The following is a 21,920-nucleotide window of genomic DNA, read 5'->3' as shown; positions in this document are numbered from 1 at the left end:
GACTCCTTTATTGGTGGTGGAATAATTCTAGTTGGAGACGCGAGTGCCCAGATCGGCGCCCAGAATGGCCGCGGTGACGTTGCCTTCTGGTGCCATGCCGAAGACCTGCATGGGCATGTGGTTGTCCATGCACAGGCTGAACGCGGTGGAGTCGACCACTTTGAGGCCGCGCTGGAGCGCTTCTTGATAGGTGATGTGGTGGATCTTCTGGGCGTCGGGATTCGTACGGGGGTCGTCGGAATAGACGCCGTCCACGCCGTTCTTGGCCAAGAGCACAACGTCGGCGTCAATTTCGAGGGCGCGCTGCGCGGCTACGGTATCGGTCGAGAAGTACGGCAGTCCGGCTCCGGCACCGAAGATGACGACGCGGCCCTTTTCCAGGTGCCGTTCGGCGCGCCGTGGAATGTACTGCTCGGCGACCTGAGTCATCGAGATGGCGGACTGCACGCGGGTTTCCGCCCCGGCCTGCTCGAGAAAGTCCTGAAGGGCGAGGGCGTTCATGACGGTACCGAGCATTCCCATGTAGTCGGCGCGTCCGCGGTCCATGCCGCGCTGGGACAGCTCGGCGCCACGAAAGAAGTTTCCGCCGCCGACGACGATGGCCACTTCGACCTGCTGGGCGGCCTCAGCGATCTCCCTGGCCAGCGAGCTGACCACATCGGGGTTTACCCCCACGGCGCCGCCGCCGAAGGCCTCACCGGACAGTTTGAGGAGCACCCGTCGCTTCTTCACGACCGTGGTGGGATGCAGCGGGCTGGTCTGGGTCATGGGTGTGCTGGCCGTGTCAGTCATGTCGTGCGGGGCCTTTCCGAGAGGGGGTGCAATCAAACTACCAAGTGCGGGCGCGTACCCCACACGGGGCACACAAAACGGAGGCCGGATTGCTTTCGCAATCCGACCTCCGTTATTTTTTGTTAGGCGCCGACCTTGAACCGGGCGAAGCCCGACACGGTCAGTTTTGCATCGTCAAGAACCTTGGCGACGGACAACTTGTTGTCCTTGGCATAGTCCTGTTCGAGCAGTGCGACCTGCTTGAGATATGCCTTGACGCGTCCCTCAACGATCTTGGGCAGCGCCGCTTCCGGCTTGCCTTCGTTCTTCGAGATCTCGGTGACGATCTTGCGCTCGGTCTCCACCAGGTCAGCAGGGACATCGCTCGCCGCGAGGTACTCGGGGTTGGCGAACGAAATGTGCTGGGCGACGCTACGAGCGGTCTCCACGTCTGCACCGGAGAAGCCGAGAACAACGCCGACCTGCGGGGGCAGGTCTTTGCTGGTCTTGTGCAGGTAGATCGAGAACGACTCGCCGGTGACGGCGGCGACGCGGCGAAGTTCGAACTTCTCGCCGATGATTGCCGCTTCGCCGTCAATGAGCTCGGCAACGGTCTGCGTGCCGGCCGTAGCGGCCAGTCCAGCCTCGACCGTGGTCGCGCCGGCGGCGGCGATCGCGTCAAGAACCTTATCGGCCAGAACGACGAACTTGTCGCCCTTGGCGACGAAGTCGGTTTCGCAGGCAAGTTCGATCATGTACGCGGTCGTGCCGATTTCCTTGGCAGCGACGAGTCCCTCAGAGGTGGAACGGTCAGCGCGCTTGGCGTTACCTTTAGCACCCTTGAGACGCAGGATCTCGATGGCCTTGTCCATGTCGCCGTCGGCTTCAACGAGGGCGTTCTTGGTGTCGACCATTCCGGTGCCGAGGTTCTCGCGAAGAGCCTTGACGTTTTCTAGTGTGAAGTTTGCCATACCGGGTTCCCTACTTGGTTTCGTCGGCGGCAGCAGCCAGTACGGCCGCAACGTCGCTGTCAGCGACAGCGTCAGCGATGGTGGGCTCTGCAACGACGGCCTCGTCGGCGACGACGGTTGCGTCGGCGACCTTCTCGGTCTCGGCAGAGGACTGCGCGGGGGTGGTCTCGGCGTCTGACGCCTGGAGCAGTTCAGCTTCCCACGCGGCGAGGGGCTCAACTTCGGCCTCCGGCTTGGCGTGGCGCTGGATGAGGCCCTCGGCTGCGGCGTCCGCGATGATGCGGGTCAGCAGGCCAACGGAGCGAATGGCGTCGTCGTTGCCCGGGATCGGGTACTGCACGTCATCGGGGTCGCAGTTGGTGTCGAGGATAGCGATGACAGGGATGCCGAGCTTGCGCGCCTCATCAATGGCGAGGTGCTCCTTGTTGGTGTCAACAACCCACAGTGCAGACGGGGTCTTCGTGAGGTTGCGGATTCCGCCGAGGCTCTTGTGCAGCTTGACGAGCTCGCGCTTCTTGATGAGCATTTCCTTCTTCGTGAAACCGCTCTTGGCGGTGTCTTCGAAGTCGAGCTCTTCGAGTTCTTTCATGCGAGCCAGGCGCTTGGAAACGGTCTGGAAGTTGGTGAGGAGGCCACCGAGCCAGCGCTGGTTGACATAGGGCTGACCTACGCGCTGCGCCTGCTCGGAGATGGATTCCTGAGCCTGCTTCTTGGTGCCGACGAAGAGGATGGTGCCGCCGTGGGCAACCGTCTCCTTGACGAAGTCATAGGCCTTATCAACGAACCCGAGCGACTGCTGCAGGTCGATGATGTAGATGCCGGAACGCTCGGTGAAGATGAAGCGCTTCATCTTCGGGTTCCAACGGCGGGTCTGGTGCCCGAAGTGCACGCCGCTGTCAAGCAGCTGGCGGATGGTTACGACGGCCATGTGCCGACTCCTGTTCTGGTGCGGGTTCAAAAAGCCGCACCAATCGGTTTGTGCGATGATCGGACGATCATCGCTCCTGGTGCCCGGCACACGTCCGCCCTGCTCGCGAATGTTCTCGTGAGACGGGACCGATTGGACATGGCGGCCAAATGGGCACGCGTAGTCAGCGCAGAAAGCGCTGCTGGGATTAGCGTATCACTGCCGGGCGTACTACTGCGACCGACTCCTGCACAGGAACGATAACGATGCATACCGACACGGATGTGCCCGATGCCCTGGCGGGTTCGACGCCGAGCGGCAGGATAGGGGCATGCAGAACCTACGCGCACTGGCTGCATCCGCTCTCATCTTCGTGCTCGTGCTCGTGGTCGCTGGATCGGGTGCCGCGTTGGAGCGGACGGTGGGTACAGCGCCGACGGAGGCAGCTGCCTGGGTGTGGCCGGTCGCGGCGCCGCACCGAGTGACCCGGGCGTTCGAAGCGCCGGAGTCTTTATATTCGGGCGGTCATCGCGGCATCGACCTGGCTGCGCAGACGAATGACGCGGTGTTTGCGCCGCACGACGGGGTGGTGTCGTTTGCGGGTCGTGTCGTTGACCGGCCTGTGCTGTCGATCACGCAGCCGGGTGATCTGATCTCGACGGTCGAGCCCGTGATCGCCACTGTCGCGGCGGGAGACCGGGTGCGCGCCGGACAGGTGATCGGCGCAGTGGCGAGCGGCGGTCATTGCCCTGTCGGCTGTGTGCATTTGGGCGTGCGACTGCACGGGCTTTACATATCGCCCCTACTCTTTCTCGGGACCGTGCCGCGCGCGATTTTGTTACCGGCATTACCGTGATGAGGCCGTGAACCCTGCACGAAACGCGATCTTTCTCGACCGGGTCAAGCGCGGGGGTGGGCGAGCCCGTAGCTGGTTTTCAGGCGTTCCGCCGACACATGGGTATAGATCTGGGTGGTACCGAGACTGACATGCCCGAGAAGTTCCTGCACGGCGCGCAGGTCGGCTCCCCCGTCGAGCAAATGGGTGGCCGCGGTGTGGCGCAGGGCGTGCGGTCCGGCCGGACCTGTGCCGGGGATCGCGGCGAGCAACGCGGCTACGAGGCGGTAGACGCCGCGCACGCCAAGGCGCCGACCCCGGCGGCCGAGGAACAGCGCCGTGGTGTCGTTCGACGCGTTGGTGACTGGCGCTGCGAGGGCGGGCGCTGCGAGGTTGGGCACTGCGAGGTTGGGCACTGCGAGGTTGGGCACTGCGAAGTTCGATCGAGCTGCCGGCGCTGGCCCGGTTTTCACGGCGTCTGGCGAGACAGCGGCGCCTAGGTTCCGCCCCTGACGCAGGTAGTCGACGAGGGCGCGCTTGGCCGGAACGCCGAACGGAACCACGCGTTCCTTCGCACCCTTACCGGTGACCCGCACGGTCAACCGTTCCAGGTCTACGTCGGCGAGATCAAGGCCGACGAGCTCGGAGACTCGCAGCGCCGCGGCGTAGAGCATCTCGACGATGGCGAGATCACGCAGCGCGAGTGCCTCTCCCCCGGCGGCGCGGGCCGCCAGCAGTTCGAGCAGTTCGCTCATCTGGGTCTGGGCGATCACGCGCGGCAACGTTCGCCCCGGTTTCGGCGAGCGCAAGCGGGCCGCCGGGTCCGTGACGAAATCGTCGCTGCGCGCGAGCCACGCAGTGAAGCTGCGCGCCGCCGCCGACCGGCGGGCCAGCGTGGCCCGGGCCAGGCCAGCCTGGGTTGCGACCCAGAGCCATTCCCGCAGGAGTTCGAGGCTCAACTCAGCCGATGCCGTCACCCCCCGGTCGCCAGCAAAGCCGGCCAGTTGGTTCAGGTCGGTGCGATAGGCACGCACCGTGTGTGCGGAATAGCCACGCTCGGCGCTGAGGTAACGCAGAAATTCGTCGATGTCGTCGCTCACATGCATGGGTTCAGTTGCTCTCGCTCATGGTGTCGCAGTTCTTGCTCATGGTGTCGCAGTTCTTGCTCATGGTGTCGCAGTTCTTGCTCATGTTTCGCGCCGCCGTTGTCATGACTGCCGCGAAAAGGCGAGCCTGCGGTCTTCGGGTGAGAGGGCAGCCAGTTCACCGACATAGTCGGCGAAAAACTGCGTGACAGCGGTGTAATCGCCGATCGGCAGCTGAGAATGCGTGATCTGGTCGGCATAGACGTGCACAAGGTTTAGTGTCTGACCACCGTTCACCCCGGTCATTTCACGGTCGGGGGCACTCAAATCCATCGTGTAACAGGTAGCCGCCGCGACCGACACGGGGATGCCGGCGAATACGCCCTGGGTGGAATAGTGCAGGTGCCCGGCGAGAATTGCCCGCACATCACTGCCGGCCAGAACGGCAGCCAGTCGCGGCTGGTCCTGCAGCTCGAGCACGCTCATCAGCGGCAGCGGTGTGGGAATCGGTGGGTGGTGCAGTGCCAGGATCGACCCGCGCCGCGCGGGCGTGCTCAGAACCTGGCGCAGCCACTCCAGCTGGGCATCGGCCACCTCACCGTGGTGATAGCCGGGAACACTCGTGTCGAGCGCAATGATTCGCAGGCCGTCGAGGTCGTGCAGCTGGTCGACGGGGTTCTGGTCGACAGGGTTCTGGTCGACGCTCTGTTGATCGTCGGGTGCCTCGCCGAGGAGTTCGGAACGAAACGATTTGCGCTGGTCGTGGTTGCCCATCACCCAGATTATGGCGGCATCCCACTGGGCGGCGGCGGCCTCCACGATGCCGCGAATGCGGCGGTAGGCATCCGCTTCGCCCCGATCGGCCACATCGCCGGTGAGAATGAGGGCATCGGGCCGGATCCCTGAGCGGTGCAGCTGCTCGAGGGCGCGGTGCACGGTCTGGTCGGTCTCGACCGCACCATAGAGCGCCGCGCCATCCGCTAGAAAATGGGTGTCACTCAAGTGCACCAAAATCTGCTCGGCGGGCGCGTACTGGCCCAGCTGCACGACTGCCATGGATCACCTCTCGTCGGGTCTTCAGACTACGGGCACCCACCGACACCGTGCCGTCGTTGGAATTGGCGATACCCACCTTGCTGCCGTCCGGCGTGATGGCGAGACTCGACGGGGTACGCCCGAGTGGTATGCGACTGAGTACTCGGTTGGTAACCGTACTGACCGTCGCAATGGTGTTGTTCTCGGTATTGCTCAGATAGACCTTCTTTCGGTCAGCACTGGGGGTGAGTTCACCGACCGGGGCACCGGTGAAGATCGGTTCGGCGAGGGAACGGGTCGCGATCGTGGCTACCGTGATGTCGAACAGTGTGGGTGAACCACCGATGTACAGGGACTTGCCGTCGGGAGTGGCTACCAGATCACCGCAAGCGCCAACAGTGAAAGAGTAGGCGACCGTGTTGGAGGCGATGTTCAGCGCATAGATCTTTTTATCGCTGCAGGTGCTGTGGATGCCGCGGATGCCGCGACACCGGATACCGGATACCGACACACCATTCGCCGCCCAGCGGTAAGACAGCACCACCGGCACCGGTTTTCAGGTACCCGACACTGCCGTCAGTCGCCGGCCCGCCTGTGGCACGCCGGTGGTCGTCGGAACCGGGGTTGCGGTGAATGTGCTCGCGGTGGGCTGAATCGCATTTCGTTCCGTCACTGCAGGCTGACTCACATTCGCAGCGCTCAGAGCCCTCGCCGCGAGCGCCGCTGGAGCTCCAGTCAAGTACGACCGCTCCGACGGTGAGAACGGTGAGTGCGGGGCCGAGGCTTCTGCGGTGGCCGGTTACTGGTGCGCTCATGACATCCACTTCTCTGGAAATTCAAACAATTGAGGGGGGAGGGCACTTGTCGATACTGCGGGTCACCGTAGCCCTGCCACTCACCAGCGACAAAGGCAGACCGGCGGGCTATCATGGCGCCATGTCTGCCCAGCCGGACGCCTACACCGAGGCTCTTCACCGTGCACTGCTGCACGCCCATGCTTGGCTTGCGTCACTACCCTCTCGCCCAATCGGCCCTCGTGTCGACGCCGATACCCTCGCCGCCCTCTCGGCCGGCCCGTTACCCCCGTCGTCGTGCGCTGCGGCCGACGTGATCGATGAACTCGCCGCCTTCGCCGAACCGGGACTAATGGCGATGCCCTCCGGCCGGTTCTTCGGGTGGGTCATTGGGGGAACTCTGCCCGCCGCCCTCGCCGCCGACTGGCTGGTGACCGCGTGGGACCAGAACGCCGGAATGCGCTTCGCCACTCCCGCGGCCGCCGTGCTCGAGGAGATTGCCGCCGGCTGGCTTCTCGATCTGCTGGGGCTGCCGCCGGGAGCGGATGTCGGATTCACCACCGGCGCGACGATGGCCAATTTTGTCGGCCTCGCCGCGGGACGGCAGTGGGTTCTGGACCGGGCCGGATGGGACCTGGACCGGGACGGCCTGGCCGGGTCGCCGCGCGTGCGGGTTTTCGTGGGGGCGGAGCGTCACGACGTCATCGATCTCGTATTGCGCTACCTCGGCCTCGGCGCACCCATCGTCGTCGACGTCGACCAGCAAGGACGATTGCGGCCAGCCTCTCTGGCCGAATCACTGTGCGCCGGTTCCGGCCCGGCCATCGTCTGCCTGCAGGCTGGCAATCTGCATTCCGGAGCATCGGACCCGATGGGTATGGCGATCGACGTGGCGCACCGGCATGGAGCCTGGGTGCATGTCGATGGAGCGTTCGGCCTCTGGGCGGCAGCCAGCCCGCGCTTCCGTGACCAGGTGACCGGCCTGGACAGCGCTGATTTCTGGGCGACGGACGCCCATAAGACACTCAATGTGCCCTACGACTGCGGTGTGTCGATCGTGTCCCGGCCCGAGGTCGTGCGCAAGGTATTCGGCGTGCACACGAGCTATCTGATGGCGGCCGACGGTACTCCCGGCAACCTGGGTCCCGGTGACCCATTCGAGAAGGTGCCCGAGCTGTCTCGCCGGGCCAGGGGGGTTCCGGTCTGGGCGGCGCTCCGATCGCTCGGCCGTGTCGGCACGATCGCGCTGGTGGACGGTCTCGCAGCGAATGCGCGGAACCTCGCCGACGGCCTGCGTTTATTGCCGGGGGTTGAAGTGCTCAACGAGGTGGTGTTCACCCAGGTGTGCGTGAGTTTCGGCAGCGATGAACGCACCCGGCGGGTGACACAGCAGCTCATCACCGACGGTTCAGCCTGGATGTCGGGGTCGCGCTGGCACGACCGGGATATTCTGCGCATCTCGGTGAGCAACTGGTCGACGGATGCCGCCGATGTCGCGCTCTCCCTCGCCGCGGTGGCGCGGGCCTGCGCTGTCGTTGATGCTGGCAATCTCGAAGTCGAAGATGTACGCCGTGCGGCCACACCCCGGCACCCTGACCGCGTGACCCACGATCGAGACTGACCCCACCCCGTGATTTACAGCCGGCGCACCCACCCGGCCTCCCGCTCCTGGGCTGCCCCATCGAGATCGAGGCCGCCGAGGGCGCCGCGCACGGCCGACGTCGAGAGCCCGGCACGGCGTGACAAATCAGCAACCGTGCGGGGCGAGCGACCGCTCAGGGCGTCGAACACGCGCACCTGATCGCTCGTGCGGGGTATCGGGCCCGGGCCAGCATCAGTGTCGGAAAAATCCAGGGGCACCTGGATCGACCGCTCACCAACCAGCTCGGCCATCTCGGTCGGGTTGGTTACGCACACCGCGGCGAATTCGCGAATGAGGCGATGGCAGCCAGCCGAGGTGGGGCTCGTGATCGGCCCGGGCACGGCGCCGAGCGGCCGACCCAGCGCCGACGCATGCCCGGCTGTGTTGAGCGAGCCCGACCGCCAGCCGGCTTCCAACACGATCGTTGCTGCACTCGCCGCGGCGATCAATCTGTTTCTTTGCAGGAAACTCTAATAGATGCATCTACGGAGGGCGTGTAAACGGGCAGACTGTTGACCGAATCACCGCTAAGCACGACTCGCTCGCGAACAGCGCCTATGCGGGCGCCCTAAATCGGTCTTCTCCGGAAGAGGTGGGCGACTATCTCGGGAGACGCCGCCAAGACCTTGATGTTGAGCCCGTGTTCGGTGAGGGCGCCCGGCGACCCCCCGGCGAGCGAGATCGCGTGCAATGGTGCGCCTGAGTCGATGACCTTGGCCATTCCGGCGGCCATCGCCTTATTGAAGTAGCCGCACTGTTCGTCGGCCTCCGCCGCGTACACGGCGACTGCGTTCTTGTCATACTCGTTCCCAGGTTCCCGCAGTAGGCGGACGGGGGCCCCAGGCTGGAATGCACCTCGCCGAACGGCCGCCTCGTGATAGTTGACGCCGCGGACCTTCACCGTCCAGATGCCCATACGGCGAAGACGCCTGTTTCCCACGTTGACGAGAAGACCTGTCGTGGCCTCGGTTAGCCACAGCTCGTCGCTGTGCCGTTGGAGATACAGATTGGGCATTCCTTGATCGTCAGGCACCAGCAGTTCATCCCACTTGTCGCTGTGGAGATAGATCGACGGGTCTATCGACGCTTTTTCAGGGGTCGCTCGCGCCGAGCGCTGCGGAGGCAGGTGGGCGAGGTTCTTTCTGACGTACCCAGCGCCCCCGCCGTTACTAGGCGCAGACCTTTTCGGAGGCGCGCTCGGCTGAGTAGGAGGTCGGGGCTTCGTGCCCTTGGGCGTACCCGTAAATAAGAAGTAGAGGAAGACTACCAAGAAGACGACCAACAGCACGAAAAATACTTCCATCAATTTACCCCCCGGTTGTGCAGGCTTTCAGCGTACGGGCCTCTCTTGGTCAGCAATAGACCGTGTTCGGGCGGAGTAGGCCATGCCTATGGGCATCCTGGCGCGCTCGCCGAGGTAATGCGCTGAAATGCCTCAGTCTCGCGCTAACAGTCTGGCGCTATGCCTTGTCGGCATTCTGCGAGGGGCACCCTAGGAGTCCCTCCCCACCCTTGTCAGCCCGCCGGGCCGAGGCCAGCGCGGGAGGAGCCTGTTAGGCAGCGGCGGGTGCGCGGTTTGCCGGACTGTTCAGCGTCTGCCCGACGGTGGATGGATGCCACTTGCCACCTGCCACCGTCGCTACGCCCTCGACGGTAAGAGTGTTGGCGATGGCTTGCAGGCTCAGCCCCTCAACGCGGAGGGCGAGGATGCGGGCGACAGTGGCCGCCGGAAGCGCCGAACGCCGCCCCTCGTCCTTGCCCCACACAACGCCCCGGTCTCGGCGTGCCTCGTGCTGGCGCTTGACGCGCTGCGAGATCATGCCGGATTCATATTGCGCGAACGCGGCGACCATCGTAAAGAACATCATGCCCGCGTGGGTGTCCGTATCGGCGTCGGTTGAGGTGACCACAAGCCGCCAACCTTGCTTTTTCGACTCGGCGGCGATTTCAAGCAGGTGCTGAGTGCTGCGGGCGAGCCGGTCGATGTCGACGGCGTATAGGGCGCTCGCGGCGCCCGATTTGAGTCGCGCCATAGCCGCGGCGAGCGCCGGGCGCGCAGTATTGCGGCCTGAGCCCGTCTCGCTAATGACCTCGACGGCGTAACCGGCCTTCTCGGCGGCGGCGCGCAGGATTGCGGGCTGCGAGTCCACGCTGTGACCCGTCTTGGCCTGTCGACCAGTGGAAACGCGCACGTAGAGGAGCGCGAGCGGCTGAGCGATGGGGGTTTTTGGCATGTCCCAACCGTAAGGCATCTATATTTGTCTGCAAACATGTATGGGACAGCGCTCGCAGGGCAAGATAGGAAATCGGAGTGGCCAGGTGTGGCGAAGCTGCTCAGGATTGCCCGAAATTAGTTACCGGTGACGAAGTGACGAAACTAAGGCATATTTACAGTTCTTTTTAAAGAGAGAGAAAAGCTATAAAGGTAATGGGGAATGGGGTAACTTCCGTCACTTCGTCACCTTTTCGATCCCAGCAGCCACTCCGGCGCACAGAAAAGGCCCCCGCCTCGCCTTTTCGGCGTGCGAGAGCCCCCTCGGTTGTTGCGACGGCGCTCGCCGAACGCACGGACGTCTTCGTGCTATCAGGAAGTGACCGCCGACGGTTTTAGCTGGTCGCCTCGTGGTGGCTGCCAAGAGACCAGCCAGAGACGTCGGCCAGGCTGCCGCGCCAATACCCTGAATTGAACTGGACGCCGGGGGCGTACACCCGAGCGTCTTTCAGATGAATGAAGCGCCGGGTCAGTCCAAGGAGTTCAGCGCTTCGACGACTTTCCGAGAACTCGTGAAGCCTTTCCGCTTCATTGCCCAAGACGTTTTCGAGACCCTGGGCCATAGGCTCAGCGTCGTTGTTCCTGAAGATATCGACGGTGCCTTTCCGCCAATTCTGCTCGCCGATGAGAGTGCCACTGACGAAAGAACCATTGAGACTCAGGGCGATACCGATGACGCCGCCCCCTTCATCATTAGAACCGACGACGAAGTCCATGAGACTGTCAAGCGCCGAATCTTTCGGGCGCACGTCCGACGCGGTCAAGCCATCCGGATCGTTACTTACCTGCCCCCAAGGCTTTTTCTCCGAAATCGCGTCGCTGTTATCGACGGTTATGGTCTCTTCACTCATGTCATCCCCTTGTTTGCTAGTGACCTCGAACGATACACGCGACGTCAGGCGTTTCGGTCAGTTGTGCCCCATATGCGGAGAGAGCGTAGCGAGCATCGAGCGGGGACAGGAACCCACAGGAGGCCCTGTGCGGCCATTGAGCAGCCTAAGGGCCGAAATGCGCACGTATGCGGCTGGAGCACCTAAGGCGCCCTAATCCTTATCAGGGGCCGTAGAGACCCCAATGGGGCCATCTCGGCGTCAATCGCCCGACTCGGCGTGCGGATTCAGCATGTCGGCGACTCTGTGCCAGACCTGGACACGCTCACGTCCGCGCCCCTTGAACAGTGAAATCTCAAGTAGCGCACGAGCCGTGGAGCGCTGCCGGTCGAGATCGAGCGCCTCGAAACGGGCTGTGACTGTGTCGAGCATGGGACCGAAAAACTCACCGAAAGACACCTCGCGGGCGTCGTCGCCGAGCACTTCGCGGGCGACCTCGGCGAGCGATGACGACGCTGAACGGTCGTTGCGCGCTCGTTCGAGCCTGGACTCAATATCTAGCCGTTCGTCACGTAGCTGCATTAGCTTCGCGCGAGCAACAGGCGCCGACAATAGTCCCTCATCGCGGTCGTCGCTTGCGGACCGCGCGATCTCGTCATTCCTGTGCAGGGCGGCTATCAAGGGGGCTACAGCGCCGGATCGGGCATCGGCGAATAGGTCGCGGCCGGTAGACAGGAACGCGAGCGCCACCTCGCGACGAATGCGTGCGTCGAGCAGGTGCCGCTTGATATAGACGTGCGCCGTGTTCTCCCGGCACATGTAGCCCCCGGAACGGTTTACCAGGGCCGCGCCACACCCCTGAACGCCACACGTCGCCATAGAGGAGCCGAGGTAGCGCGGCGTGGGGCCGGGCGTGGTTCGCCGCGCATCGTCGGCGAGGATCGCCCGGACCTCCTCGGCGAGCGCCGCCGCGACAATCGGCGTCAGCGTCGCCGAGGGCAGCGACTCGCCGAGGTGGCGAACCTGCCCGCCATAGCTTGGATTTTTGAGGATATAGCGGACGCGGCCCGGCCCCCATTGCTTGCCCGGCGCCGGGTCGACACCTTCGGCCTTCAGTGCCTGAGACATGGAACGGAGTGTGCCGCCGGACGCGACGTGCTCGAACATGCGCCGGACGTGCGTGGCCTCCGACTCGCGGGGCGTGAGCCCGTCTGACTCGTAGCCGTAGCGGCGCCGTCCGGGCGCAGGCTTCCCCATCTTCAGGCGTTGCTCGTTGGCCCGTTTCTGCCGGGCACCCTTGCGTTCGATCTCGGCGCGCGCCACCGACGCCTTGATGCGGGCGAACAAGCGCCCGTCATCCGTTGCGAGGTCCGCCTCGCCGTTCGCCGTAACGAGAATCAGGCCGCGTCCCTCGGCGGCTTCGATCCAGTCCTCTAGCTGGCGCGGCTGGCGCGTCAGGCGGTCGAGGTCCCAGCAGACCAATGCGTCGAACTCTCCCGCTTCGAACGCCGCGCTCATGCTCTCGTAAGCCGGGCGGCGGGTCGTGCGCTTAGAAGCACTCACGGCATTATCAACGTATGGTTCGCCGACCAGAGACCAGCCGCGCTCTGTGACGATGCGTAGGCAGTCCTCGCGCTGGCGCTCGACGGCGAGACCGGTGGCAAGGTCATCGCGACTAATGCGCAGATAGACGGCGGCGCGAGTGCGTGTAAACATATACCTATTGTAAGTTGCGTTGCAGAAAGCGCCATTTCGTGGGGGCCGCGCCGCAGGGCAGCTCGGAGAGAACGGCCCCGGCAGCCACGATGCGGGTGAGCAGGGAGTCGTGGCCACTCGGGTAGAACCGGTCGACTCCCCCGGCAAGAAAGGCCACGGTAATGCCGTCACTGGCCAGTGCCGCGCGGTGGGCCATTCCGTCGATGCCGTAGGCGGCCCCGGACACCACGGCGAAACCACGGTCGACGAGCCCGGCCGAGGCCTCCATGGCGATGTGCTCGCCATAGCCGGTGGCTGCCCGGGCCCCGACCAGAGCGATCGAGTTGGGCAGCGCGGCCAGCGCGCCGGGCACCCCGCGCCACCACAGCGCCAGTGGCGCATGCTGCTCCAGGTCATCGATCGCCGCGGGCCAGAGGGTGTCCGTGGCCAGCAGTAGCCGGGCGTCGATACGGGCCGCCTGCTGCAGCGAACGGATGACATCCCCCGAGTTGAGCCGCGGCCGCCAGCGTTGGAGCCCGGCGTCGAGGGCCTGTTCCAGCTCGGCGCTCGTGTCGGCATCCACTTCGGAGGTATCGGAGCTGGGACTGGTGGCGAAGACGACATCAGGCGCGCCCGGCTCATCGGCCAGCACGTCGCGCACGAGCGCACCGATGCGCACGGGGCTCCAGGCCTCGAGGATGGCTGTCAAGGCCACACTCGCGCCGAGGCTGGCCACGAGCAGGCCGGCCGTGCCATCACCAGGTTCGGCGATGCCCGACCAGGCAGCGCGGGCGAATACCTCGCCGGGCGTTGCTGCGGTGTCGACCGAAATGCCACCGCGCACGCCTGCGGTGAGCTCGCTTACCCGGATCTCGTCGAGGCCGAACAGCGTCATGATGTCATTCCTTTGCGTAGGTAGAGGGCGTGGCCAATTTGGTCGGGGCCGGGAATGGTGAGGCCGTCGTAGTCGGCCAGGGTCCAGGCGACGCGCAGAACCCGGTCGTAGCCGCGCATGGTGATTCCGCCGCGTTCGAGCGCCCGGTCGAGGCCCGCGGTGGTGCTCGCAGCCAGTCGAGTCGATGCGCCGCGCAGCCACGGGCCCGGAACCTGGGAGTTCAGGGTCCAGGGGGTGCTGCCGAGCCGTTCGGCCGCCGCCGCACGGGCGGCGACCACACGCTTTCGGGCGGTGACGCTCGTCATCCGCTGCGTACCGGTGGCGACGCGCAGCTGTGCGGCGGTGATGCGCTTGACATTGAGCTGAATGTCGATGCGGTCCAGCAGTGGCCCGGAGATGCGAGCAAGGTAACGGCGGCGTGTGTTGGGCGGGCACGTGCAACTGAGGTCTCCCGCGCCGTACTGCCCGCAGGGGCAGGGGTTTGCTGCCATCACCAGTTGAAACCGGGCCGGAAAATGCGCGACGGCGTTGGCGCGGTGAATGCTGATCCAGCCGGATTCGAGGGGCTGGCGCAGGGCGTCGAGCACCGGGGAAGCGAATTCGGGGGCCTCGTCGAGAAAGAGAACGCCGTGCGAGGCCTGCGACGCGGCACCTGGCCGAATCTGTCCATTGCCACCGCCGACCATGGCCGCAGCGGTCGCCGTGTGATGTGGCGCCTCCCACGGCGGTCGGGTGATCAGGGCTCCGCCCAATCCGAGGCCGCTGAGCGAGCGGAGGGAACTGACCTCGAGGGAGCTCGCTGGGTCGAGGTCGGGTAGCAGGCCGGGTAGCCGGGCCGCGAGCATGGTTTTTCCGGCTCCGGGCGGGCCGAGCAGAAACACGTGGTGCCCGCCCGCAGCGGCTATCTGCAGGGCCAGAATGGCGTCGTCGTTGCCGATCACGTCTGCCAGATCGGGTTCGGCGGCCAGGCTGGCCGGCACGGTCGCTGCCAGGATGGGCTCAACCGGTATGGGCGGCAATGTGGCGCCGTGGAAGATCGCCGCGTCACGCAATGATGCGACACCGATGACGTGAATATTGGGCACGAGTCGTGCTTCAGCCTCGTTGCCGATCGGCACCATCACCGTTGTGTGACCGAGGCGAGCCGCGGTCATCACACCCGGAAGAATGCCCAGCGTCGGCCGGAGCCTACCGTCGAGGGCGAGCTCGCCGAAGTGCACGACCTGACCGACCGATTTTGCGGAAACGGTGCTGTCGGCGGCGAGGCAAGCCAGGGCAATCGCGAGGTCGAAGCCGGCGCCATGCTTGGGCAACGCGGCAGGCGACAGATTGATGGTGAGGCGGTGAACGGTGAGCGGGCATCCGCTGTTGGTGGCCGCAGCACGCACCCGCTGGGTAGCCTGTGCGAGTGCCGCATCGGGCAGGCCGATCAAGATCATGCCGGGCAGTTGCGCCGAGATGTCGGCCTCGACCTCGATGAGCGCCCCGGTCAGTCCAAGCAGCGCTACGGCGTGGGTGCGGGCGATGCCCATCAGAACACGCCCTCGAGGTGTTCGATGACCGGTTCGCGGCCGACCGGGGCGATCACCGCGATGACGTCGAGCCGGATCTGGCGCGGCCAGCGCTCGGCCTGTACGCACCAAGCGGCGGCAAGGCGGCGCATCCGGGCCAGTTTTTTGACAGTGATGGCCTCAAACGGATGTCCGAAGCTCACGCTGCTGCGCGTCTTCACCTCGACGAACACAACGGCAGCGCCCTGTTGCACGACGAGGTCGATCTCCCCCTCTGAGCAGCGCCAATTGCGGGTCAGGATCGTGTAGCCGGCGCCCTGCAGAAAGCGTGCGGCCTGATCTTCGCCGAGTTTGCCGAGTTCGTCTTTGCGCGCCACGAGTGCCTCCGAGAACCAGAGTGGCCGGTCGGCCACGCCCCGGCCGGACCGTCGCCGCATTGGTGGACAAGGGCGCGCCCCCGGCGGCTGTGGAGGACGCTGTAAGGAACTCTGCGGAGGACGCTACTCGGCGTGCATGACGAACAGGCGACGCACGACCTCGCCGGCCACGAGGGCGTCGAGGCTCTCATTGAGGTCGCTGAGCGGTCGGGTGTCGGTGTGCAGCAGCTCGACGGGCAGCCGGCCGTCGCGCCACAGCTGCAGGTAGGCCGGAATATCGCGGCTTGGAACCGAGTCACCCATGTAGGAGCCGAGCAGCCGCCGGCCCATCCCAGCGAACTGCAGCGCTGGCGTGGTGAGGGTCTGTTCGGGGTGTGGCAGACCGACCGAGACGAGGGCGCCGCCCCGGGTGAGCAGGGCGAGGCTTGCCTCCATCACCCGGGCGCTGCCGACCGCTTCGATGGCGAGGTCGACGCCGTCGCCCGCGTGTTGGCGCACGAGCTCGGCCGCCTGGTCGGGCGACCCGGCGTGGTGGGCACCGCAGCGGAGGGCCAGCGCCCGTTTATCGGGCAGCGGATCGATCGCAATGACGGTGGTGCCAGCCATCTGGGCGGCGGCCATGACGGCCATCAGGCCAACCGCGCCGAGTCCGAACACGATCACCGACTGGCCGGGAGCGAGGGCGCCGGTGTTGAGCACGGCGCCGATACCGGTAAGGGCCGCGCAGCCGAACATGGCGGCGATGTCGAAGGGAACATCCGAGTCGATGGCGACGACGGATTCGCGGGCCACGACGGCGTACTGGGAGAAAGCGGAGACGCCGAGGTGGTGGTTGATCCGCTCCCCGTCGCCGCTCGCCAGCACGGCCGAGCCGTGCAGCAGGTCGCCGCTTCCGTTGGCCTCGGCGCCGCGGTGACAGAGTGCGGGACGTCCAGCCAGACAGGCTCGGCAGTTGCCGCAGCTCGGCACGAAGACGAGCACGACCCGGTCGCCGACGGCCAGATCATCGACGCCGTCACCGAGGGCGCTCACTGTGCCGGCAGCCTCGTGTCCGAGCGCCATCGGCAGGGGCCGAACGCGTGAGCCGTCAACGACCGAGAGGTCGGAGTGGCAAAGACTGGCCCGCTCGATGCGCACCAGCACCTCACCGGCGCGCGGAGCAGGCACCGGAATCTGCTCGAGCGTGAGCGGGCGGCTGTCGGCGTAGGGGCGCGTAGAACCGGATTCGCGAAGGATCGCGCTGAGCATCGTTGCTGGAATCATTCTTCCAACCTAACGCCCACCAAGGCATACGCTGGGCGTATGACTATGCGCGACCGGGTGACCGACTTCGGCATGCGAACGATGAACGGTGTGCACCGCATGGTGCTGGGCCTGTCGGGCGGACGCCTCGGCTGGACCATCGGCACCATGCAGACGGTCGAACTGCACACGACCGGCCGAAGTAGCGGGCAGCGTCGGTCGACGCTGCTGACGGCGCCCGTGCACGAGGACGGAAAGTACGTGCTCGTCGCGTCGAAGGGCGGTGACCACCGGCATCCGTTCTGGTACCTCAACCTCGTCGCCGAGCCCGCCGTGGACCTGACCATTCGGGGCGTGACGCGCCCGTTTCGGGCGCGCACCGCGTCATCCGCTGAGAAAGCCGAGCTGTGGCCGCGCATCGTGGCGGCCTACCCCGGTTACGGTGCCTACCAAGGAAAAACCGACCGTGATATCCCCGTGGTCATCTGCGAACCGCGCGTTTAATCGCGGACGGGGCCCGGGCCCGGAACGCGGGCCCAGTTTATAGACTGGGCCCGTGGACGGGGCCCCGTCCAGATCACACCGGTTCGGCGACCGGCTCGAGGGTTTCGGCGGCGAGGATGGCTGGGAAGGCGGGCGCGTGCACGCCGGACATCTCTTCGAGCACTCGGATGACCTGGCAGCTGTAGCCGTATTCGTTGTCGTACCAGACGTAGAGCACGGCCTTCTGGTCGGTGACGATGGTGGCCAGCCCGTCGACGATCCCGGCGCGACGCGAGCCGAGGAAGTCGCTCGAGACCACTTCGGGCGAGTCGATGTAGTCGATCTGGCGGTGCAGCGAGGAGTGCAGCGACATGGTGCGGAGGTACGAGTTGAGCTCGTCCTTATCCGTCGCGAGGGTGAGGTTGAGGTTGAGGATGGCCATCGACACGTCGGGGGTGGGTACGCGGATAGCGTTGCCGGTGAGTTTACCGGCGAGTTCGGGCAGGGCCTTGGCAACGGCCTTGGCCGCTCCGGTCTCGGTGATGACCATATTGAGCGCGGCGGAGCGGCCGCGGCGATCGCCGGAGTGGAAATTATCGATGAGGTTCTGATCGTTGGTGAACGAGTGCACCGTTTCGACGTGACCGTCGATGATGCCGTAGCGGTCGTTGATGGCTTTGAGCACCGGGGTGATCGCGTTCGTGGTGCAGGACGCTGCGGTGATAATTCGGTCGCTGGCCAGAATGTCTGTGTGGTTGATGCCGTGCACGATGTTCTTCAGCGCGCCCTTGCCCGGCGCGGTCAAGAGAACCCGGGCAATGCCGGGGCACGTGAGGTGCTGCGACAGGCCTTCTTCGTCGCGCCATTTGCCCGTGTTGTCGACAACGATGGCGTCGTGGATGCCGTAACGCGTGTAATCGACACTGGCCGGGTCAGCGGAGTAGATCACCTGGATGAGCGTGCCATTGGCGAGGATGGTGTCATTCTCCTCATCGATGGTGATCGTGCCCTCGAACGGGCCGTGCACCGAGTCGCGGCGCAGCAGACTGGCACGTTTCACCAGGTCGTTGGCGGAACCACGGCGCACGACGATCGCACGCAGGCGCAGTCCCTGGCCGCCGCCGCCATGTTCGATCAGGATGCGGGCCAGCAGCCGGCCGATGCGACCGAAGCCGTAGAGCACGACGTCGGTACTGGTGCGATCGTCGAGTCCGTGCTGGCCGACAACGTCGGCGAGTTCACCGCGCAGGTATTCCTCCAGGGTGACGCGCCCATTTTGGTGCCGAAAGCCGAGGGCGAGCCGGGCGAGGTCGATCGACGCTGCTCCGAGGTTGAGGCCGTCGATAGTCTGCAGAATCGGCAGGGTCTCTTCGAGCGGAAGCTCGACATCCGCTATATGGCGGGCGAACCGGTGTGCTTTGAGCAGGCCCACGACCGACTTGTTGACCAGGCCGCGACCGTAGACGCTCGTCACGACGGTGTGGTCCCGGTAGAGGCGCCCGATCAGGGGGATCATCGCCTCAGCGAGAGCCTCGCGATTACTCCACGTTGCACGGGCACGATCAGCGTCCTGGATCACAGGGTTGCCTTCCTAAACCATCGTTGGTTAGTTAGTCCGGCCACCCGAGGCCCCGGAGTCATTGCTTATTCGTCGAGTGCAAGTTCCTTGGGAAGTTCAAAGTCTTTCGACGCGAGTTCTTCCACGTTGACGTCTTTGAAAGTCAGCACACGCACCGATTTCACGAATCGGTCCGAGCGGTAGACGTCCCAGACCCAGACATCCTTCATGGTCAGTTCGAAGTAGAAATCGTGTTCCGTGTCCCGGCGAACCAAGTCGACCTCGTTGGCGAGATAGAAGCGGCGTTCGGTTTCGACGACGTACTGGAATTGGCCAACCACGTCGCGATATTCCCGGTACAGGGCCAACTCGACCTCGCGGTCGTAGTCCTCGATTTCGTCTTCTTCCATGGTGACCTCATCTTACGCTGAGATTTTGAGCCACGATTTGCGGTGTAAGGGGCTCGGCCCGAGCATCTCGATCGCGCTCATGTGCGCGGCGCTGCCATAACCTTTGTTCGAGGCCCAGCCGTACCCGGGCGCGTCGTCATGCGCGGCGATCATGAGGCGGTCGCGGTGCACCTTGGCGATAACGGATGCCGCCGCCACCGACCCGCAGTCCCGGTCGGCTTTGATCCGCGTCACGACGCTCAACGGGGTGGCCAGCGCCTTGTTCAGCCAGTCATCGCTGCCGTCGAGCAAGACGATACTGCCGGCCACATCGACACCCTGCGCATATAGCTCGGCCAACGCACGCTTACCGGCCAGCCCGAGGCAAGCGATGATTCCCAACTCATCGACCTCGGCCGCCGAGGCGAGCCCCACGGCCGAGTATGTCGCCCAGGCAACGGCGAGCGGTGCGAGCAGTTCCCGGCGCGGTTCACTGAGCATCTTCGAGTCGCGAAGTCCCGCGGGCATGGTCAAAACGGATGCGTTCACCGCGGCGAATCCGACAGCCACCGGTCCGGCGAGGGCGCCGCGACCCACTTCGTCACAGCCGATCACAAAGTGTGCGCCGGTGCGCAGCAGGTCGAACTCCACCTCGAGGGTGGGGTCGGACACTGCCACTACTCGGAGCCTTTGTCGGCTTGCTCCACGTCGCGGAACACGTCGGGGTAGTCGTCGAGCCACGCCCAGTGCGCCAACGGCCAGCTCACGACGAGCGCGCGACCGACGACGTTGTCGACCGGGACGTACCCCTTACCGACCGTGTCACCGTTGTAGCGGGAGTCTTTGGAGTTGTAACGGTTGTCGCCCATCATCCAGAGTGAGCCGCCCGGGATCGTGACATCGAAGTCATCCTTGGAGACCTTGGTTTCACCGGCCGGCAACAGCACATAGGCGGATTCGTCCAGCGGAACATCGTTGATGCTCATCTGGCCGAGGGCGTTGCAGCAGACGACGTGGTCGCCGGGTAGTCCGATCACCCGTTTGATCAGGTGGTCGTTGCTGTCGGGCGCGGACAGGCCCACGACAGACAGGAGCCAGTCAGCGCCGGCGACGATCGGATTTTGCACGATCTCCGCCTGCGGGAGCAGCCATCCGCCCGGGTCTTTGAACACGATGACGTCGCCGTGGGAGATCGGGATCAACTCGGGTTCGAGCTGATTCACGATGATGCGATCGTCGACCTGCAGCGTGTTCATCATCGACCCGGAGGGGATGTAGAACGACCGGATCAGAAATGTCTTGATCAAAAACGAGATGAGCAATGCCACCACGAAAATGATGAGGAGGTCGCGGATGAACAGCAAGACGCTGCGCTTTTTGCTGGGCGCCGTCGTGCTTCGAGATTTCTTCGACCCTGATACCCGACGATCGGACCTGGAGGCGAGCACTTCATCTGTCATTTAACCGCCTGAGCTCCCCATCAGTTTAGGTGATGGGGAGCTCAGAAGAATCCGCGTGGATCGTGGGGAAGCGCGAAAGTTAGCGCTTTTCCTTGATCTTGGCCTTCTTGCCACGCAGGTCGCGCAGGTAGTACAGCTTGGCGCGACGGACATCGCCGCGGGTCACGATCTCGATGTGGTCGATGACCGGGGAGTGTACCGGGAAGGTACGCTCGACACCGATCTGAAAGCTGACCTTGCGAACGCAGAACGTTTCGCGCACGCCTTCGCCGGAGCGGCCGATGACGACTCCCTGGAAGACCTGGATACGAGAGCGGGTTCCCTCAATGATGTTGACGTGAACCTTGACGGTGTCGCCGGCACGGAAGTCAGGAAGATCCTTCTTCAGCGATGGGGCGTCTACCGCGTCGAGAATATGCATGTTGTTTCGCTCTCTGTACCCGCCACAGGTCGACTACGCTAGGTGCTTCAATCGAAGCAATCAGTATGAGGATGTGCGCCGCAACGAGCAGGTTCCCCTGTGGCAGAGTCCTGCAGCGGCACGAGGACTTATTCTGCCATGAAGTGGCACCCGTTGCAAAGCGGGCCCCGACGAGTCAGGTTCGATCGCGCTTTTCTTCGATGACGATGACCTCTGGCTTGGCGCTTCGGCCAAAGGTCGGTGCTGTTTTAGTCTCGTGGGGGCGTGGCCTGTTCGGCAGCGGGTGCGGGGCCGTGGACGAGGACGAGGACGGGGCAGATTGCCCGTTCGCCTGCTGCTCCACCAGGTCGACCATCGCCAGGACCCGGCGTCGGGCTGCGTCGAACAGCTCCCAGACAACAAACCAGAATACGCCGAGGCCCCCGATGATGACGAGTACGCTCAGCCAGCCGGCGGCATCCGTTGAAAAAGGAATGGCGATGATGAGCGCGTGCCAGAGGGTCAGCACGCCGACGTCGGCGTAGGAGAGCGCCCGGGTTTCGCGCACGTCTTTACGCGCGTAGATGACGAGAGCGACGAGCAACAGCCCGAGGCCGATAAGAACAGCTCCGAAGAAGATGCCCAGCACCGCCCACGCGCCCGATCCAAAAATCGCAGACCCGACGAGAAGCCAGAGCGGCAGGGCTCCGGCGGCAATGAATTGCCAGTGGTAGAAGGCGCGGCGGATGATCACAGGATCAGCCTAGC

General features: G+C 64.8%; 24 protein-coding genes. 3 read left to right on the top strand and 21 right to left on the bottom strand.

Annotated elements, in window-relative coordinates; all coding sequences use genetic code 11:
• Positions 1-27 precede the first annotated feature (27 nt).
• From pyrH to rpsB, 3 genes are all read right to left on the bottom strand, one after another.
• Positions 28-768 (bottom strand): UMP kinase, encoded by a 741-nt coding sequence (gene pyrH, locus E3T27_RS15375; RefSeq protein ID WP_134548565.1) that lies wholly within the window; start codon positions 766-768, stop codon positions 28-30.
• Positions 769-914: 146 nt separating this feature from the next.
• Positions 915-1,742, bottom strand: a complete 828-nt coding sequence (gene tsf, locus E3T27_RS15370; RefSeq protein WP_134442789.1) for a translation elongation factor Ts — start codon at positions 1,740-1,742, stop codon at positions 915-917.
• Positions 1,743-1,752: 10 nt separating this feature from the next.
• A complete protein-coding gene (rpsB, locus tag E3T27_RS15365) occupies positions 1,753-2,670 on the bottom strand; it encodes a 30S ribosomal protein S2 (RefSeq protein ID WP_104197716.1) in 918 nt (305 codons plus the stop codon).
• A gap of 310 nt (positions 2,671-2,980) precedes the next feature.
• Here rpsB and E3T27_RS15360 point away from each other — a divergent pair, with 310 nt between their 5' ends.
• A complete protein-coding gene (locus tag E3T27_RS15360; protein ID WP_134573820.1) occupies positions 2,981-3,505 on the top strand; it encodes a M23 family metallopeptidase in 525 nt (174 codons plus the stop codon).
• Positions 3,506-3,549: 44 nt separating this feature from the next.
• On the opposite strand, the gene E3T27_RS15355 is transcribed toward E3T27_RS15360, so the two are convergent.
• The 3 genes from E3T27_RS15355 to E3T27_RS15345 all read right to left on the bottom strand — a co-directional run bounded on the left by E3T27_RS15355 (position 3,550) and on the right by E3T27_RS15345 (position 6,148).
• A complete protein-coding gene (locus tag E3T27_RS15355; RefSeq protein ID WP_134573818.1) occupies positions 3,550-4,590 on the bottom strand; it encodes a tyrosine recombinase XerC in 1,041 nt (346 codons plus the stop codon).
• 102 nt (positions 4,591-4,692) lie between these two features.
• Entirely contained in the window at positions 4,693-5,625 is a 933-nt protein-coding gene (locus E3T27_RS15350) for a phosphodiesterase (protein WP_134573816.1), read from the bottom strand.
• Positions 5,564-6,148: a YncE family protein gene (locus E3T27_RS15345; RefSeq protein WP_134573814.1), complete on the bottom strand. Its 585-nt coding sequence runs from the start codon at positions 6,146-6,148 to the stop codon at positions 5,564-5,566. Before E3T27_RS15345 ends, E3T27_RS15350 begins: the two co-directional genes overlap by 62 nt.
• Positions 6,149-6,540: 392 nt before the next feature.
• On the opposite strand from E3T27_RS15345, the gene E3T27_RS15340 reads away from it, so the two are divergent.
• The gene (locus E3T27_RS15340; protein ID WP_134573812.1) at positions 6,541-8,019 is read left to right on the top strand and encodes a pyridoxal phosphate-dependent decarboxylase family protein; all 1,479 of its coding nucleotides are present in this window, start codon (positions 6,541-6,543) and stop codon (positions 8,017-8,019) included.
• A gap of 14 nt (positions 8,020-8,033) precedes the next feature.
• Here the strand turns inward: E3T27_RS15340 and E3T27_RS15335 are convergent, their stop codons facing one another.
• The 9 genes from E3T27_RS15335 to E3T27_RS15295 form a co-directional block, all read right to left on the bottom strand.
• Positions 8,034-8,504, bottom strand: a complete 471-nt coding sequence (locus E3T27_RS15335) for a DNA-processing protein DprA (protein WP_134573810.1) — start codon at positions 8,502-8,504, stop codon at positions 8,034-8,036.
• A gap of 104 nt (positions 8,505-8,608) precedes the next feature.
• On the bottom strand, positions 8,609-9,328 hold the full coding sequence (locus tag E3T27_RS15330; RefSeq protein ID WP_166786238.1) for an HIRAN domain-containing protein: 720 nt from the start codon (positions 9,326-9,328) through the stop codon (positions 8,609-8,611).
• A 265-nt stretch (positions 9,329-9,593) separates the two neighbouring features.
• Positions 9,594-10,274, bottom strand: a complete 681-nt coding sequence (locus E3T27_RS15325) for a recombinase family protein (RefSeq protein ID WP_166786237.1) — start codon at positions 10,272-10,274, stop codon at positions 9,594-9,596.
• 373 nt (positions 10,275-10,647) lie between these two features.
• The gene (locus tag E3T27_RS15320) at positions 10,648-11,163 is read right to left on the bottom strand and encodes a hypothetical protein (protein ID WP_134573804.1); all 516 of its coding nucleotides are present in this window, start codon (positions 11,161-11,163) and stop codon (positions 10,648-10,650) included.
• 240 nt (positions 11,164-11,403) lie between these two features.
• Entirely contained in the window at positions 11,404-12,858 is a 1,455-nt protein-coding gene (locus E3T27_RS16670; RefSeq protein WP_166786236.1) for a recombinase family protein, read from the bottom strand.
• A gap of 4 nt (positions 12,859-12,862) precedes the next feature.
• Positions 12,863-13,732, bottom strand: coding sequence for a DNA-processing protein DprA (locus tag E3T27_RS15310; protein ID WP_134573802.1), 870 nt, complete (start codon positions 13,730-13,732; stop codon positions 12,863-12,865).
• A complete protein-coding gene (locus E3T27_RS15305; protein ID WP_104197702.1) occupies positions 13,729-15,264 on the bottom strand; it encodes a YifB family Mg chelatase-like AAA ATPase in 1,536 nt (511 codons plus the stop codon). Before E3T27_RS15305 ends, E3T27_RS15310 begins: the two co-directional genes overlap by 4 nt.
• A complete protein-coding gene (locus E3T27_RS15300) occupies positions 15,264-15,680 on the bottom strand; it encodes a YraN family protein (RefSeq protein WP_420898076.1) in 417 nt (138 codons plus the stop codon). Before E3T27_RS15300 ends, E3T27_RS15305 begins: the two co-directional genes overlap by 1 nt.
• Before the next feature lie 63 nt (positions 15,681-15,743).
• The gene (locus tag E3T27_RS15295) at positions 15,744-16,883 is read right to left on the bottom strand and encodes an alcohol dehydrogenase catalytic domain-containing protein (RefSeq protein ID WP_420898075.1); all 1,140 of its coding nucleotides are present in this window, start codon (positions 16,881-16,883) and stop codon (positions 15,744-15,746) included.
• Positions 16,884-16,922: 39 nt separating this feature from the next.
• Here E3T27_RS15295 and E3T27_RS15290 point away from each other — a divergent pair, with 39 nt between their 5' ends.
• Entirely contained in the window at positions 16,923-17,366 is a 444-nt protein-coding gene (locus tag E3T27_RS15290) for a nitroreductase family deazaflavin-dependent oxidoreductase (protein WP_134573800.1), read from the top strand.
• Positions 17,367-17,439: 73 nt separating this feature from the next.
• Here the strand turns inward: E3T27_RS15290 and E3T27_RS15285 are convergent, their stop codons facing one another.
• The 6 genes from E3T27_RS15285 to E3T27_RS15260 form a co-directional block, all read right to left on the bottom strand.
• On the bottom strand, positions 17,440-18,924 hold the full coding sequence (locus E3T27_RS15285; RefSeq protein ID WP_104197700.1) for a glyceraldehyde-3-phosphate dehydrogenase: 1,485 nt from the start codon (positions 18,922-18,924) through the stop codon (positions 17,440-17,442).
• Between the two features lie 65 nt (positions 18,925-18,989).
• The gene (locus E3T27_RS15280; RefSeq protein WP_104197699.1) at positions 18,990-19,313 is read right to left on the bottom strand and encodes a DUF2469 domain-containing protein; all 324 of its coding nucleotides are present in this window, start codon (positions 19,311-19,313) and stop codon (positions 18,990-18,992) included.
• A gap of 12 nt (positions 19,314-19,325) precedes the next feature.
• Positions 19,326-19,970: a ribonuclease HII gene (locus tag E3T27_RS15275; RefSeq protein WP_104197698.1), complete on the bottom strand. Its 645-nt coding sequence runs from the start codon at positions 19,968-19,970 to the stop codon at positions 19,326-19,328.
• Positions 19,970-20,752, bottom strand: a complete 783-nt coding sequence (gene lepB, locus E3T27_RS15270) for a signal peptidase I (RefSeq protein WP_104197697.1) — start codon at positions 20,750-20,752, stop codon at positions 19,970-19,972. The genes E3T27_RS15275 and lepB overlap by 1 nt, the downstream gene beginning before the upstream one ends.
• Before the next feature lie 79 nt (positions 20,753-20,831).
• Entirely contained in the window at positions 20,832-21,173 is a 342-nt protein-coding gene (gene rplS / locus E3T27_RS15265; RefSeq protein ID WP_092108884.1) for a 50S ribosomal protein L19, read from the bottom strand.
• 175 nt (positions 21,174-21,348) lie between these two features.
• On the bottom strand, positions 21,349-21,906 hold the full coding sequence (locus E3T27_RS15260) for an MFS transporter (protein WP_134573798.1): 558 nt from the start codon (positions 21,904-21,906) through the stop codon (positions 21,349-21,351).
• Positions 21,907-21,920: the final 14 nt, after the last annotated feature.

The sequence above is a fragment of the Cryobacterium lyxosi genome (assembly GCF_004403345.1).
GTDB classification, from domain to species: domain Bacteria; phylum Actinomycetota; class Actinomycetes; order Actinomycetales; family Microbacteriaceae; genus Cryobacterium; species Cryobacterium lyxosi.
Note: the sequence above shows the minus strand (reverse complement) of the source record. Positions and strands in the feature narration are given on the sequence as shown.